The organism is Pseudomonas sp. Ors-4-3C (assembly GCF_055755035.1).
The window spans coordinates 3,478,586-3,494,044 of the sequence record NZ_CM146900.1; the positions used below are offsets into that span (position 1 = coordinate 3,478,586).

General features: G+C 59.7%; 12 protein-coding genes. 3 read left to right on the forward strand and 9 right to left on the reverse strand.

Translation table 11 applies throughout. The annotated features are described in order from the left end of the window. Positions 1-3: 3 nt before the first annotated feature. Complete coding sequence (locus ACVHNU_RS15605) at positions 4-2,694, forward strand: DEAD/DEAH box helicase (RefSeq protein WP_003226586.1); 2,691 nt, start codon at positions 4-6, stop codon at positions 2,692-2,694. Between the two features lie 148 nt (positions 2,695-2,842). Here the strand turns inward: ACVHNU_RS15605 and ACVHNU_RS15610 are convergent, their stop codons facing one another. The 4 genes from ACVHNU_RS15610 to ACVHNU_RS15625 all read right to left on the reverse strand — a co-directional run bounded on the left by ACVHNU_RS15610 (position 2,843) and on the right by ACVHNU_RS15625 (position 8,772). Beyond that, complete coding sequence (locus ACVHNU_RS15610) at positions 2,843-6,136, reverse strand: DEAD/DEAH box helicase (protein ID WP_473017752.1); 3,294 nt, start codon at positions 6,134-6,136, stop codon at positions 2,843-2,845. A gap of 9 nt (positions 6,137-6,145) precedes the next feature. Beyond that, positions 6,146-6,883, reverse strand: a complete 738-nt coding sequence (locus tag ACVHNU_RS15615) for an S-methyl-5'-thioinosine phosphorylase (RefSeq protein ID WP_103485793.1) — start codon at positions 6,881-6,883, stop codon at positions 6,146-6,148. Positions 6,884-6,895: 12 nt separating this feature from the next. Next, positions 6,896-7,906, reverse strand: coding sequence for a beta-N-acetylhexosaminidase (nagZ, locus tag ACVHNU_RS15620; RefSeq protein ID WP_003226589.1), 1,011 nt, complete (start codon positions 7,904-7,906; stop codon positions 6,896-6,898). 158 nt (positions 7,907-8,064) lie between these two features. Beyond that, the gene (locus tag ACVHNU_RS15625) at positions 8,065-8,772 is read right to left on the reverse strand and encodes a TetR/AcrR family transcriptional regulator (RefSeq protein ID WP_007961819.1); all 708 of its coding nucleotides are present in this window, start codon (positions 8,770-8,772) and stop codon (positions 8,065-8,067) included. A 229-nt stretch (positions 8,773-9,001) separates the two neighbouring features. On the opposite strand from ACVHNU_RS15625, the gene lexA reads away from it, so the two are divergent. Together lexA and sulA are read left to right on the forward strand one after the other, a co-directional pair. Further along, complete coding sequence (gene lexA, locus ACVHNU_RS15630) at positions 9,002-9,610, forward strand: transcriptional repressor LexA (RefSeq protein WP_003226590.1); 609 nt, start codon at positions 9,002-9,004, stop codon at positions 9,608-9,610. A 10-nt stretch (positions 9,611-9,620) separates the two neighbouring features. Continuing rightward, positions 9,621-10,094 (forward strand): SOS-induced cell division inhibitor SulA, encoded by a 474-nt coding sequence (sulA, locus tag ACVHNU_RS15635; protein WP_338802554.1) that lies wholly within the window; start codon positions 9,621-9,623, stop codon positions 10,092-10,094. Positions 10,095-10,188: 94 nt separating this feature from the next. Here sulA and ACVHNU_RS15640 read toward each other — a convergent pair whose 3' ends face one another. The 5 genes from ACVHNU_RS15640 to fadA form a co-directional block, all read right to left on the reverse strand. After that, positions 10,189-10,422 carry a hypothetical protein gene (locus ACVHNU_RS15640; protein WP_003226592.1) on the reverse strand — a complete coding sequence of 78 codons (234 nt, stop codon included), beginning with the start codon at positions 10,420-10,422 and terminating at the stop codon, positions 10,189-10,191. 106 nt (positions 10,423-10,528) lie between these two features. Further along, entirely contained in the window at positions 10,529-11,053 is a 525-nt protein-coding gene (locus tag ACVHNU_RS15645) for a DUF6586 family protein (protein ID WP_473017753.1), read from the reverse strand. 144 nt (positions 11,054-11,197) lie between these two features. Then, the gene (topA, locus tag ACVHNU_RS15650; RefSeq protein ID WP_003226594.1) at positions 11,198-13,828 is read right to left on the reverse strand and encodes a type I DNA topoisomerase; all 2,631 of its coding nucleotides are present in this window, start codon (positions 13,826-13,828) and stop codon (positions 11,198-11,200) included. Between the two features lie 114 nt (positions 13,829-13,942). After that, complete coding sequence (locus ACVHNU_RS15655) at positions 13,943-14,179, reverse strand: DUF1653 domain-containing protein (RefSeq protein ID WP_003226597.1); 237 nt, start codon at positions 14,177-14,179, stop codon at positions 13,943-13,945. A 98-nt stretch (positions 14,180-14,277) separates the two neighbouring features. Further along, positions 14,278-15,453, reverse strand: coding sequence for an acetyl-CoA C-acyltransferase FadA (gene fadA / locus ACVHNU_RS15660; RefSeq protein ID WP_003226599.1), 1,176 nt, complete (start codon positions 15,451-15,453; stop codon positions 14,278-14,280). Between the last annotated feature and the right edge of the window lie 6 nt (positions 15,454-15,459).

Consider the following 15,459-nt stretch of genomic DNA (forward strand, 5'->3'; position numbering starts at 1 on the left):
CTTATGTCCCCGCCCCTGAGTAAACCGTTGGCACCCTCCTGGGTCAGCCGATTCAAGGAACAGAGCCTGGAGCGTGGCCGCCGCTACGCCCTGGAGAACCGGGTACGCATCGCACAGGTCGGCGATGCAACCATCACCGCCAGTTGCGAAGGCTCTGGCGGTAACGTCTACCGTCAGACCATTCACCTGCGCGAGTCAGCCAAAGACACCCTGTTGCTGGTTGACGCCACCTGTACCTGCCCGGTGCGCAACAACTGCAAACACTGCGCCGCGGTGCTGCTGCAAGTGCAGGAAACCCTCGAATACCCTGCCGCTGCGAAAGACGCCGAGCTGCTGGAAAAACTCCAGGCCGTATTGGAGAACCGTAGCCCCAAAGCGCCGCCGCAAGTGCTGGTGGACAACGTGCAACCGCTGCCGCGCCTGTGGCTGGCGAGTGTCGAGTTCAGCGCGTTCGAGCCGCGCAACGGCAAAATGCAGCGTTACATTCAGCATCGAGCAGCGCTGTCGTTCAGCTATCTGGATGAATACGTCAGCGGACAGAAAAACAGCGACATTCTGATTCGTCAGGAAACGCAGACCCTGCGGATAAAACGCCATCCGGAAGTGGAACAGTCCTACCGCGAACAGTTAAGAATCCTCGGCTTCCGTATCGCCACGCGCCAGAGCAAAGCGCTGCCGGAAAGCGCCGGCGAGCTGTACGAGATGGTCAACGACAGCGCCTGGCTGACGTTTACCCTCAACGAACTGCCGAAGCTGCGCACCCAAGGCTGGGAATTGCAGATCGACGAGGAGTTCGGTTTCGACCTGACCGCCGTCGACGACTGGTACGCCACCGTCGAACAGGCGCCGGAGCGCGACTGGTTCGATCTGGAACTGGGGATCATCGTCAATGGTGAACGCCTGAGCCTGCTGCCGATCCTGCTCAACCTGATGCGTTCGCACACGGAAATCCTCAACCCGGAACGCCTGGCGCGGCGCCGCGATGACGAGCTGATTCTGGTCAATGTGCCGCAACGCAACAGTGAGCACGGGCCGTTGCAAGTGGCGCTGCCCCTTGGCCGACTAAAACCGGTACTGGCAACGCTGGGCGAGTTCTACTTGCAGGAGCCGGGCGAAACCACCCTGCGCCTGAGCAAGGCCGACGCCACGCGCCTCAATTCGCTGGAAGGCATTCCCCTGCTGTGGGAAGGCGGCGAGCAGATCCGCAGTTTCGCCCAACGCCTGCGCGACATTCGCGATTACACGGCCAAAGCGCCGAAGGGCTTGAACGCGACGTTGCGTCCCTATCAGCTCGAAGGCTTGAGCTGGATGCAGTCGCTGCGTCAGCTTGAGGTTGGCGGGATTCTGGCGGACGACATGGGCCTGGGCAAAACCCTACAGACCCTGGCGCATATTCTCAGCGAGAAAAACGCCGGACGCCTGGATCGACCGTGCATGGTGGTGATGCCCACCAGCCTGATCCCGAACTGGCTCGACGAGGCCGCGCACTTCACGCCGCAACTGAAAGTGGTCGCGCTGTACGGTGCCGGCCGCAAAAAGCATTTCGATCATCTGGCCGACTTCGACCTGATCCTCACCACGTACGCGCTGCTGCCCAAGGACGTCGAACGGCTGGCACAACAGCCCTTGCACGTTCTGGTTCTCGACGAAGCCCAGTACATCAAGAACCCCAACAGCAAGGCCGCGCAGGCCGCTCGCGAACTCAACGCGCGCCAGCGCCTGTGCCTGAGTGGCACACCGCTGGAAAACCACCTCGGCGAGTTGTGGTCGTTGTTCCACTTTCTGCTGCCGGGCTGGTTGGGCGATGTCAAAAGCTTCAATGCCGACTACCGCGTGCCGATCGAAAAACGCGCCAGCGAAGTCAGGCTGCAGCACCTCAATGGGCGGATAAAACCGTTTCTGCTGCGCCGCACCAAGGAACAGGTGGCCACCGAACTGCCGCCCAAAACCGAGATCATCCACTGGGTCGATCTCAATGAGGCGCAGCGCGACGTTTACGAAACCATGCGCCTGGCGATGGACAAGAAAGTCCGCGACGAGATCACTCGCAAAGGCGTGGCGCGTAGCCAGATCATCATTCTTGAAGCCCTGCTCAAGCTGCGCCAGGTCTGCTGCGACCTGCGCCTGGTCAACGACGCCACCCTGCCCGCCCGTGGCAGCACCTCGGGCAAACTCGACAGCCTGATGGAAATGCTCGAAGAGCTGTTCGAAGAAGGTCGGCGGATTCTGCTGTTCTCGCAGTTCACCTCGATGCTGTCACTGATCGAAGACGAACTGAAAAAACGCAACGTGGCCTACGCCTTGCTGACGGGCCAGACCCGTGATCGGCGCACGCCGGTGAAGGAATTCCAGAGCGGCAAGCGTCAGATCTTTCTGATCAGCCTGAAGGCTGGCGGCGTCGGCTTGAACCTGACCGAAGCGGATACGGTGATCCATTACGACCCGTGGTGGAACCCCGCCACCGAGAATCAGGCGACTGACCGTGCGTATCGAATCGGCCAGGAGAAACCGGTGTTCGTCTACAAGATGATTGCCCGGGGCACGGTGGAAGAGAAGATTCAGCACCTGCAGAAGGAAAAGTCTGACTTGGCAGCGGGCGTACTGGATGGGCGCAAGGCCGGGGACTGGAAACTGCAGAGCGATGATATTGAAGCGCTGTTTGCGCCGTTGCCGGACAAGTTCGACAAGCGTTGAGATGTGTTTTTTCCGATAAATTGCCATCGCTGGCAAGCCAGCTCCCACGGTGCTTTGCGTTGAGCACTAATTTGTGAACATTACAAAACCTGTGGGAGCTGGCTTGCCAGCGATGGGGCCATCAGATGTCGAACTCTGACCTGGACAGTCAACCCCTGGAAACCGGCAGCGGCGCAAACAGCGCCTCGATGTCACTCTGCTCCAGCTTGAACCCACCTGTCGTACCGCCTTCCAGCACCGCCCCGGCCAGCGCAGCCTTCTCCTGCTGCAGCGCCTGGATTTTTTCCTCCACGGTACCTTTGGCAATCAACTTGTAAACAAACACCGGATTGTTCTGCCCGATACGATAAGCGCGATCAGTTGCCTGACTCTCCACCGCCGGGTTCCACCACGGGTCGAAGTGGATCACCGTGTCCGCAGCCGTCAGGTTCAGACCGGTACCGCCAGCCTTGAGGCTGATGAGGAACAACGGCACCTTGCCGCCCTGGAAATTCTTGACTGGCGTGCGCCGGTCGGTGGTGTCGCCAGTCAGCAACGAATAATCGATAGCGCGCTGCTGCAACTCCTGTTCGATCAGCGCCAGCATCGAGGTGAACTGGGAGAACAGCAGGATGCGCCGACCTTCGCCGAGCAACTCTTCGAGCATCTCCATCAGGCTGATCAGCTTGCCGCTGCCCGAGCGCAATGCCTTCGCCGTGAGCGGCATGTTGATCAAGCGCAGATCGCAGCAGACCTGACGCAGCTTGAGCAAGGCATCAAGAATGATGATCTGACTGCGCGCCACACCACTGCGGGCAATTTCGTCGCGCACTTTTTTGTCCATCGCCACGCGCACCGTTTCATAGACGTCGCGCTGGCCGTCGCTGAGTTCAACCCAATGGATGATTTCGGTTTTCGGCGGCAGCTCAGTGGCGACCTGATCTTTCTTGCGACGCAGCAGAAATGGCTTGATGCGCGCCGTCAGGTGCTGCATGCGCTGGACATTGCCATGCTTCTCGATCGGTGTGCGGTAATCGCGGTTGAAGGATTTGCTGTCGCCCAGCCAGCCAGGCATGAGGAAATGAAACTGCGACCACAGCTCGCCGAGATGGTTTTCCAGTGGCGTGCCGCTCAGACACAAGCGCTGACGGGCCTGCAAGTCACGTGCGGCCTGCGCCGCTTTGCTCAGCGGGTTCTTGATGTTCTGCGCTTCGTCGAGAATCAGTACGCTCCACGACTGCGGCCGTAAAGTTTCAAGATCCCTGGGCAGCAAGGCGTAAGTGGTCAGCACCAAGTCGTATTCGGCGAGATTGGCGAAGTCTTTTTGCCGCCCGGCCCCATGCAGCGCCAGGACCTTCAACTGAGGCGTGAAGCGCTGGGCCTCGTCGAGCCAGTTGGGAATCAGGCTGGTCGGCATCACCGCCAGTGCCGGGCAATCGAGGCGCCCGGCGTGCTTTTCCGTGAGCAGATGCGCCAGGGTCTGCAGGGTTTTGCCCAAGCCCATGTCATCGCCAAGAATGCCGCCGACCTCCAGCTCCCGCAGAGTCTGCATCCAGCCAAGGCCTTCGAGCTGATACGGGCGCAGTTGCGCATTAAGGCCGGCCGGCGCAGCAATGTGGGTGTGACTGGAATTGTGCAGCCGCTTGGCAAAAGTGCGCAGGCGTTCGCCGCCCTGCCATTCCAGTGGCACGCCATCGAGCATACTCAGGCGCGCGGCGTCTGGAGCAGTCAAGCGCAGCGCATCGCCCTGATGTCCGCCCAGGTACAGCTCGCCCAGCGTCGCCATCAGCGGTTTGACCCGACTCAGCGGCAACGCCACCTTGGCGCCTGCCGGGTCGCCAAAACCGCTGGGCTTGAGTTCGATCAGGAGTTTTTCGTCGTCGCTGCGTTGCGCCAGATTCACCGGGTCGAGCAAACGTGGCTGGGTGCGCAACAGATGCAGAAGGATCGGCAACAAGCTGTAGCGCTCGCCATTGACGACGATGCCCAGTTGCAGATCAAACCATTGATGCCCGGCCTCTTCTTCGACCTCCGCGTACCAGTGTTCAACCGGCTGCACATCGAAATGGAAGCCGGGACTGATTTCGATTTCCCAGTCCGCGGCGCGCAGTGTGGCAAGCCCTTCATGCATGAATCCGAGCCAGGCGGAATCATCCGGCAAGGTGAACATCTCGCCGGGACGATCCATAGCGCTCTTGCGCGTGGCTTTTTTGAAGCCGTGCTTTTGCAAGCTCTGGCGCAGCTTCTTTTCCATCGCAGGCTGGCGTCGAATGCGCTGGGTTTCAGTGCCATTGAGGATCATCACTTCCGGATGACGATCCACCGCCGGATGACCGTTGTAGGTAAACACCAGAGCGGCGCGGTGCTCCAGAACGTATTCCCAGCGCGAACGCTCCCGGCCGCTGACCAAGGTCAGTTGCGGCTGCGGAAACACGTCATCGATGATTCGTTCGGTGAGTTTGTGCGGCGGCGGGATTTTGGTCATCGCGCTCATGCGATGGCTGAACTGCATCGCCTGACGCGCGGGGATGTCTGGGGCGAGGGTCAAATGGCAGGCCAGTTTTTCTTCCAGCTCACTGAACAGAGGGCCAACCTGTCGCTGCTCACGATCGAGGTAATAAAGCGGCTCCAGCGCCAGCACGGTTTCCTGCGCAGCCTCGGCACTGCTCCACTGGGCGCGGAACCCACCGTCGGCCTGCTCGGCCCAAGAGAACAGACCCATGCGTTTCGCGCCCGGCGTCAGTGGCTGCAAGTTTTCGAAGTCGAGGAACAGGCGCGAGGTGCGCAGGAGCATTTCCAGCAGTTCCGCGCCACTGCTGCCTTCCAGCGGATAGCCGCTGTAATAGGCGTGATGGGAATGCATGGCGACCAACAGCCTGGCGACGCGCAGATCCAGTTCGGACAGATAACCGGGCTGGCGCATGAGCATGTCCGACAGCGAATACATCGGTTTTACTTCGCGTAACTCGCCGCTCTTGAGCTGATAGACCTTGAAAATATCGAGCAGCCACTTGCCGTTCGCAGCCGTGGGTTTGAGTTTGTAAAACAGGCGCGTGCCCGCGGTTTGCGCCCCTTCGTCGACGGGCCTGGCCGGGACGGGGACTGTCGAAAGCCAATGCTCGAGCGCCCGACCCAAGGGGATCTGTGCGTCACTTTCGGACGTATCGTCGTCAATGCCCTGCAGGTGATAGAGCACCGCCGCGCAGTGCTTGCAATCAATCACGACGGGGCAGGTGCACAAGCAACGCAAATTAACCGATCCCAGGCGATCTTCGGACAGGTAGATGCTTTGTTCATATGCCTGAGTTTCCGAACCGACGCAGAACGCCTCGATCTTCCTGTCATCGATCTCGATGATCTCTACCCGATCATCGGCAGCATAAGCGCGGGCCTTGGCCAACGCCTTGCTACTGAATGCGTCAGTCCATGCCAGCCCTTTAAGCCGCTCGATGAAAATGCTCATGGACAGTCCTTAGCTGGCCAACACCCGCGCCAACGTCGATTTCACCTTGCCCATCCCGTCATGCAGCGCCTGCTCGATTTCGGCCATGGTGATCACCGCCGTGGTCTTGCCTGCTGCCGGGTTCACCACCAGCGACAGGCAGGCGTAATCCAGATCCAGCTCACGGGCCAATGCCGCTTCCGGCATGCCGGTCATGCCGACGATGTCGCAACCGTCACGCTCCAGACGCACGATCTCCGCTACGGTTTCCAGACGCGGGCCCTGGGTGCAGGCGTACACGCCCTGATCGCTGTATTCGCAGCCTTCGGCAGCCAGCGCGGCGATCAATTGCTGACGCAGCGGCTCACTGTAAGGGAAGCTGAAATCGATATGGGTGACGTGCTCCAGATCATCGGCGAAAAACGTGTGTTCGCGGCCACTGGTGTAATCAACGATCTGATGCGGCACGCAGAAATGGCCGGTACCCATCGCCGGATGAATACCGCCCACCGCATTGACCGCGATGATCGCCTCGGCGCCGGCCTGCTTCAGCGCCCACAGGTTGGCGCGGTAGTTGACCTTGTGCGGCGGGAAGCGATGTGGATGGCCGTGACGGGCGAGGAACAGCACTTCCTTGCCGGCGTACTCGCCGATTTGCACCTCGGCCGAAGGCGCACCGTAAGGGGTGTCCACCGCCAACGACTGACGAATGCTCAAGCCTTCGAGCTGGGTCAGGCCGGTGCCACCGATGATTGCGTAAACCGTCATAACGAAGAGTCCTTAATCGATCAATTGAGCGTCTTTTAGCGCGCCGATGGCGGTGAGCCAGCGCGGATCCTGACGGTAGTCGGTGCTGGCGAACGCCTGCCCGCGCATCCGCGCAATGCGTGCGGACGGCTTGACCTTCATCCGTTGCGCAGCACTCAGGGCCAGTTCGGCCGCAGCGCGGTCGTTGCACACCAGGCCCATGTCGCAACCGGCGCTGAGCGCGGCTTCAATGCGACTGGCGGCGTCGCCGACCACATGGGCGCCGGCCATCGACAGGTCGTCGCTGAAAATCACGCCGTCGAACTGCAACTCGCCGCGCAGGATGTCCTGCAACCAACGGCGGGAGAACCCGGCCGGCTGCGAATCGACTTGCGGATAGATGACGTGCGCCGGCATCACCGCTGCCAATTGCTTGCTGAGTCTGGCGAACGGTACGAGGTCGTTGGCACGAATCTCGTCGAGACTGCGTTCGTCATTCGGGATCGCGACGTGGGAGTCGGCTTCGGCCCAACCGTGACCGGGGAAATGCTTGCCGGTAGCGGCCATGCCCGCGCTGTTCATACCGCGAATGAAGGCGCCGGCGAGCAACGCGGCGCGCTCGGGATCCCCTTCGAACGAACGCGTGCCAACCACGGCGCTGCGCTGGTAATCCAGATCCAGCACCGGGGCGAAACTCAGGTCGAGGCCAACCGCCAGCACTTCGGTGGCCATGATCCAGCCGCATTGTTCGGCGAGGTATTCGGCGTTCGAGTTGTCGGCAATGGCGCGCATCGCCGGCAGGCGCACGAAGCCCTGACGCAGACGCTGCACGCGACCGCCCTCCTGATCGACCGCCAGCAGCAGATCCGGGCGAATGGCGCGGATGGCGGCGCTCAACTCACGCACCTGGCGCGGATGCTCGATGTTGCGGGCAAAAATGATCAGGCCGCCCACTTCGGGCTGACGCAACAATTGGCGATCCTCGGCCGTCAGCCAGGTACCGGCGACGTCCACCATCAACGAGCCTTGCAGGCCAGCAGTCATAGAGATTCCTTGAAAACGAAAAACCCGATTCGCACGACATCGCCACCGAGAGCGTTGCCCGGCAGGTTGGCGATGTCGATAGGAAACGGGTTCAGAACGAGAGTCGGCATGGGCGGCTAGCTTAGCGGATGTAAACTGCCGCGCCCACCCGTGTGCGGTTAAACCTTGGCGGCTACCGGGGTCGATTTGCTGCGCGGACGAAGTTGCGCAGTCGCCATGGCCGGGTCGGTGACACCGGTTTCGGCACGCATGCCGGCGGCAAGGAACGGCACCATCAGACGCATCACCTGTTCAATCGAGGTGTTGACGCCGAAATCGGTCTCGGCAATCGCACGCAAGGCCTTGATCCCGGACATGCTGAACGCCGCAGCGCCGAGCATGAAGTGCACGCGCCAGAACAGTTCGATAGGTGGAATGCGTGGAGCTGCTTCATTGACCAGCAGCATGTAGCGGCGGAACACCTTGCCGTACATGTCTTCCAGATAGCGACGCAAGTGGCCTTGGCTCTGGCTGAACGCCAGGCCGAGCAAACGCATGAAGATCGACAGATCGTTACCGCTGCGTGGCTGCACCACGAGCGCCTGTTCGACGAGAATTTCAAGCAGTTCTTCAAGGGTCGGCTTGTTTTCAGGCTTGGCCTGGCGACGCTCCAGCTCCTTATCGAGGCTGATGCAGAACGGCCCGAGGAAGCGCGAGAAAACCGCCTGGATCAGCGCTTTCTTGGAGCCGAAATGATAGTTCACCGCCGCCAGGTTTACTCCGGCTTTGCTGGTGATCAAACGCAATGAGGTTTCCGCGAAACCTTTCTCCGCGAACAACTGCTCGGCAGCATCAAGAATGCGTTCAACGGTTTCCGACTGGGCCATGGCTACTCCGCCTGACAAACACTTGTTTGAAACATACGTTTCAGCCTGTGCCTTGTCAAGCCTGCCAGTCCGTTTTGGGAATGGTCGGTCAGCTATTTAACCACACTGGACCGCTCCTTTAATAAGCACGGCTGCCGACCGTCCGGCGGCCTGCAAAAAAACGGGCATTGCCAAGACCGCTTCACTGTATATAATCCCAGTCACTGTATAAAAAGACAGAGCGATCAATATGCTAAAGCTGACGCCACGCCAAGCCGAGATTCTGGCCTTTATCAAACGCTGCCTCGAAGACAACGGCTACCCGCCAACCCGCGCGGAAATCGCTCAGGAACTGGGATTCAAGTCGCCCAACGCGGCGGAAGAACACCTCAAGGCCCTGGCCCGCAAGGGTGCGATCGAGATGACCCCAGGCGCCTCCCGCGGCATTCGCATTCCCGGGTTTGAAGCCAAGGCTGACGACTCTACCCTGCCGATCATTGGCCGGGTCGCTGCCGGTGCACCGATCCTTGCCCAGCAGCACATCGAAGAGTCCTGCAATATCAACCCTGCGTTCTTCCACCCTCGCGCTGATTACCTGCTGCGCGTACACGGCATGAGCATGAAGGACATCGGTATTTTCGACGGTGACCTGCTGGCGGTTCACACCACCCGTGAAGCACGCAATGGTCAGGTCGTGGTTGCGCGAATCGGCGACGAAGTCACCGTCAAACGCTTCAAGCGCGAAGGCAGCAAAGTCTGGCTGATTGCCGAAAACCCCGAGTTCGCCCCTATCGAAGTCGACCTGAAAGATCAGGAACTGGTGATCGAAGGCTTGAGTGTCGGCGTAATCCGCCGCTAAAGGAGGCTTTATGCAGTTCCCACACACACCTCAGCAAACACAACTGCCGTTATTCGAAGTGTTTCTGGCACAACCGATGGCGCCGATCCTGAAAGATGTGGTCGAGCGCCCATGGATTGCCGAACCGGAAGTATTCAGCGAGCTGTCACTGCGCGGTGCAGCCGGGAACTGCCTGAACCTGCTAGCCCCGATCCTGCGCGAACTGAGCGAAGATCAGGACGCGCGCTGGCTGACGCTGATTGCCCCTCCTGCCAGCCTGACTCAGACCTGGCTGCGCGAGGCCGGCCTGAACCGTGAACGCATTCTGCTGCTGCAACCACGTGGCGCGCAAAGCGCCCAGCAACTGGCCTGCGAAGCACTGCGTCTGGGTCGTAGCCACACGGTGGTGACCTGGCTCAACCCGCTGAACACAAGCTCACGGCAGCAGTTGATCAGCGCTGCGCGCACGGGCGACGCTCAGAGCTTGAATATTCGATTGGGTTGATTCACTTGTGACACGCGCTGTGTGAAGCGCATGGCTTCTCCAAGGACAGAGAAGCCGATCTGATGCGGTAACAGCAAACGCCGACAGGCGGGGCTCAGTGAAGAACCCGCGGCCCTTCTTCCTTATCAAATTCGCCTTCAACCATACGACCGGCCATCTGCACGCCGACGCTCAACATCGCCTTGGCGATTTCCACGTGCTGGCCTTGCAGGAACGCCTTGGCATCCTCGGAGAAATCCAGCGTCACCAGAGACCCCTCGTCCTCAGCCCTGCGCAGTTCGATTCGGCCGTCTGGTAACTCGACAATTTCTAGAAAGGACGTTGGCATATAGGTCTGTTCTCCACGAAAGGCAGGGATTATATAGACATCATTCAGGCTTCGCTCGGTATCTTGACCAGCAGCATGTTTCAGATTGCCACCGTGTCAATTGTCCTCAGCATTCGTTCAAGCCTTCGCGAAAGCGGATGGCCAGGCCTTTGAGATTCTGCCGCCAGCTCTCCAGCTCTTCGCGACTCAGCTCTTGCGGCGTCTCTTCTTCATCCAGATTAACGGCCTGAATCAATGGCTGCGTCACATCACCCTTGGGCTTGTGTGGCACCCGTGGCGGCTGAAACATCGCCGAGTGCGCCGCCAACAGTTTCGCCAGCCAGGTTTCAGGATTGCCCGCCAACTCGATCATCTCGGCCAGCTCAGGGATCGCAATCGATTCCAGGACTTCGCGAGTCAGCAACGCTTCCGCTCGCGACGCATTAGCCTGAGGCAGACGGTAGAAACCGGCGATCTCATGGCACAGCCCCAAAAGCGCGCCATAGAGGTGAAACAACGCCGATTCACGCCCAGCTTGAATCAACGCCAACGAATTCATCGCCCGCCCCTCTTCGGCGCGAGCCAGAGCGTCCAGCGACAGGCCGGCGAAATAGATCTTCTGATTGGTGCGGGTATAGAGTTCGTGCGCCATGCCGGCAGTCTCCACAGCGAAATAATTGCGTCACACAGACCCGACAGTGTCATGGATCAACGGATCCGACCGCAAGCACAAAACCAAAAGGCCGCATGAAAACCCGAGGGTCATCATGCGGCCTTTTGTGTATCAGGCTAACGCTTACTCGGCCTTGGCTTTCGTGCGCTTGTCTTCAACAGTCCACTTGCCACCGTCGTAATAAGCCTTCCAGCCGGTAGGCTTGCCGTCGACCTCGGTCTGCACGTATTGCTCCTTGGTCTTGCGGCTGTAACGGATGACCGCTGGCAGACCATCAGGATCCTTCTGCGGTGCTTCACAGAGGAAATGGTACTTCGGATCGATCTCGTCCTTGTGCGGCAGAATCTCGATCACCAGCGGAGCACGAGTCTCGCGGTTTTTCGGGAACTGGCTAGCCGCCAGGAACAGACCGGAAGCACCGTCGCGCAGGATGTAGGTGTCGTTGACCTTTTCGCATTTCAGCTCAGGCATCTTCACCGGATCCATCTTCGGCGGCGCCGCATCACCGCTCTTGAGCAGTTTGCGGGTGTTCTTGCAGGTCGGATTGGTGCAACCGAAGAACTTGCCGAAGCGGCCGGTCTTGAGCTGCATCTCGCTGCCGCACTTGTCGCATTCCAGGCTCGGACCTTCGTAGCCCTTGATACGGTAGTTGCCCTCTTCGATTTCGTAACCCGCGCAATCCGGGTTGTTACCGCAGATGTGCAGCTTGCGCTTCTCGTCGAGCAGGTAAGCGTCCATCGCCGTGCTGCAGATCGGGCAGCGATGCTTGCCGCGCAGCACCAGCGACTCCGATTCACCCTCGTCGTCCGCCGCAATCTCGTCGCCCGGAACCAGGTTGACGGTGGCCTTGCAGCGCTCTTTCGGTGGCAGGCTGTAACCCGAGCAACCGAGGAACACGCCAGTCGATGCGGTACGAATCTGCATCGGACGACCGCACGTGGTGCACGGAATATCAGTCATGACCGGCTGGTTGGCACGCATGCCGTTGTCCGGGTTCTCGGCCACTTCGAGCTTCTTCTTGAAGTCGCCGTAGAACTCGTCCAGCACGTTTTTCCAGTCGCGCTCGCCCTGAGCCACGTCATCGAGGTTCTCTTCCATGCCGGCGGTGAAGCCGTAGTCCATGAGATTCGAGAAGCTCTCCGACAGACGCTCGGTGACGATGTCGCCCATCTTTTCCGAATAGAAACGACGGTTGTGCAGGGTCACGTAGCCGCGATCCTGAATGGTCGAAATGATCGCCGCGTAGGTCGAAGGACGACCGATGCCGCGTTTTTCCATTTCTTTCACCAGACTGGCTTCCGAGTAACGGGCCGGCGGCTTGGTGAAGTGCTGCGATGGATCAAGCTTGATCAGCTTCATCACGTCGCCCTGCGCCATGTCCGGCAGAACATCGTCATCGCCAGGCTTGGCGATCTGCGGCATGACGCGGGTGTAGCCGTCGAACTTCAGGATACGGCCCTTGGCGCGCAGCTCGAAATCCCCAGCGGCGACACTGACGGTGGTCGACAGGTACTGCGCAGGCAGCATCTGGCAGGCGAGGAACTGGCGCCAGATCAGCTCGTAGAGGCGCTCTGCGTCACGCTCCATGCCCGCAAGTTTGCTCGGCGTGGTGTTGGCGTCAGACGGACGAATCGCTTCGTGAGCCTCTTGTGCGCCTTCCTTGCTGCTGTAGACGTTCGGCGTTTCCGGCAGGTACTTCTTGCCGAACTCGTCTTCGATGTAAGTGCGCGCCATTGCCACGGCATCAGCCGAAAGATTGGTCGAGTCGGTACGCATATAAGTGATGTAGCCGGCTTCATACAAGCGCTGGGCCATCATCATGGTTTTCTTCACGCCGAAGCCCAGGCGGTTGCTCGCGGCCTGCTGCAGGGTTGACGTGATGAACGGCGCCGACGGCTTGCTGCTGGTCGGTTTGTCTTCGCGCTTGACGATGCTGTAGCTGGAAGACTTGAGCTTCTCCAGCGCGGCCGTGGCCTGGGCTTCGTTGAGCGGCTTGAAGGCTTCGCCCTTCTCGCGAGCCACTTCGAAGCGTACGGTCGAGCCTTTGGCGGTGCCGAGATCAGCGTGCACTTCCCAGTATTCTTCCGGGTTGAATGCGCGAATCTCGCGCTCACGCTCGACCACCAACTTCACGGCAACCGATTGCACGCGACCGGCCGACAGACCACGGGCGATTTTGGCCCATAGCAGCGGCGAGACCATGTAACCCACAACGCGGTCGAGGAAACGACGCGCCTGCTGGGCATTTACACGATCGATGTCCAGCTCGCCCGGCTCGGAGAAGGCTTCCTGAATCGCCTTCTTGGTGATTTCGTTGAACACCACGCGCTTGTAGCGGCTGTCATCACCACCGATGGCTTCGCGCAGGTGCCAGGCAATGGCTTCCCCCTCGCGATCCAAGTCGGTTGCGAGATAGATGGTGTCAGCATCCTTGGCGAGCCGGCGCAGCTCTTCGATGACCTTTTCCTTGCCCGGGAGGATCTCGTACTTGGCTTTCCAGCCGTGTTCCGGATCGACACCCATACGCGAGACCAGCTGTTTGCGCGCCTTCTCTTTCGGCGTGAGCACCGGCCCTTCACCTGCGGCAGCCTTGCCGCGCTTGGCGGCTGGTTCTTTGCTGGCGCTAGCCGAACCGCTGGTGGGCAGGTCTCGGATATGGCCGATACTCGACTTCACCACGTATTGGTTACCCAGATACTTGTTGATGGTCTTGGCCTTAGCCGGGGATTCCACAATGACCAGCGATTTGCCCATGGATCAGAAAATTCCTGAATTCTAGAAGTGAAAGGCGGTTGGCGCCTGACGCGGCACCGCTATATATAGTTGATACAAGGTGAGGTCAAGCGCAGGGTTCTGCACGCACTCGTCTCATACCTTGGAAAAAAGGCTCGGTTCGGCTTGCACCAAAGCAAAGCGTGGCACCTGCTCGCCGTCAACCTCGACCGACTCCAGAAACATGCTCAAGGGGCGCACCCAAAAGCCGTATTCGCCATACAGGGCTTGATAAAACACTACTTCTTCTTCGGTCTCGGAATGCCGCGCAACACTGAATACGCGGTACTGCGGCCCCTTGTAATGTTGGTAGAGCCCAGGTTGTATCGGCATGCTTCGGCCCTCACTCAAATTTTTTCAAAATAAATACAAAATAAATCCACAAAAACAAAAACCGGGGCACTTGGCCCCGGCTTCCATCGACGAGACGCTTAAACGCGTTCGAAGACGGTGGAGATGCCTTGGCCGAGACCAATGCACATGGTAGCCACCCCGAAGGTGCCGCCATTCTGCTTCATCACGTTCAGCAAGGTGCCGGAAATACGGGCACCGGAGCAACCGAACGGGTGACCCAGGGCGATCGCGCCGCCGTGCAGGTTAACCTTCTCGTTCATCTTGTCGAGCACTTTCAGATCTTTCAGCACTGGCAGGGCCTGTGCAGCGAAAGCTTCGTTGAGCTCGAAGAAGTCGATATCGTTGATGCCAAGGCCCGCACGCTTCAGAGCTTTTTGTGTAGCCGGAACTGGACCATAGCCCATGATCGCCGGATCCACACCCGCCACTGCCATCGAACGGATCACGGCCATCGGCTGGATCCCCAGATCCTGCGCACGCTGCGCCGACATCACGATCATGCACGAAGCACCATCGGTGATCTGCGACGAAGTACCGGCAGTCACGGTGCCGCCCTTTGGATTGAAGGCAGGCTTGAGGGCCGCCAGACTTTCCAGGGTAGTTTCCGGACGAATGGTTTCGTCGTAGTCGTACAGCTTCAGGAAGCCGTTTTCGTCGTAGCCCTGCATCGGGATGATTTCGTCTTTGAACTTGCCTTCCACAGTCGCCTTATGAGCGAGCTGGTGGGAGCGCACGCCAAAGGCGTCCTGCTGTTCACGGGTGATGCCATGCATCTTGCCGAGCATTTCTGCAGTCAGACCCATCATGCCCGAGGCTTTCGCCGCGTAAAGCGACATATGCGGGTTCGGATCAACACCGTGCATCATGCTCACGTGGCCCATATGCTCGACGCCACCAACCACGAATACGTCACCGTTGCCGGTCATGATCGCTTGCGCCGCCGTGTGCAGAGCACTCATCGACGAGCCGCACAGACGGCTGACGGTCTGGCCGGCAGAGGTGTGCGGGATCTGGGTCATCAGCGACGCCATGCGTGCGATGTTCCAGCCCTGCTCCAGGGTCTGGTTTACACAGCCCCAGATCACGTCCTCGACTTCAGCAGGATCGACCTTGGCGTTGCGTTCCAGCAGTTTGCTGATCAGGTGTGCCGACATGTCTTCGGCACGGGTGTTGCGGTGCATGCCGCCCTTGGAGCGGCCCATCGGCGTACGACCGAAGTCGACAATCACGACGTCTCTAGGATTCAAGCTCATAAGTTC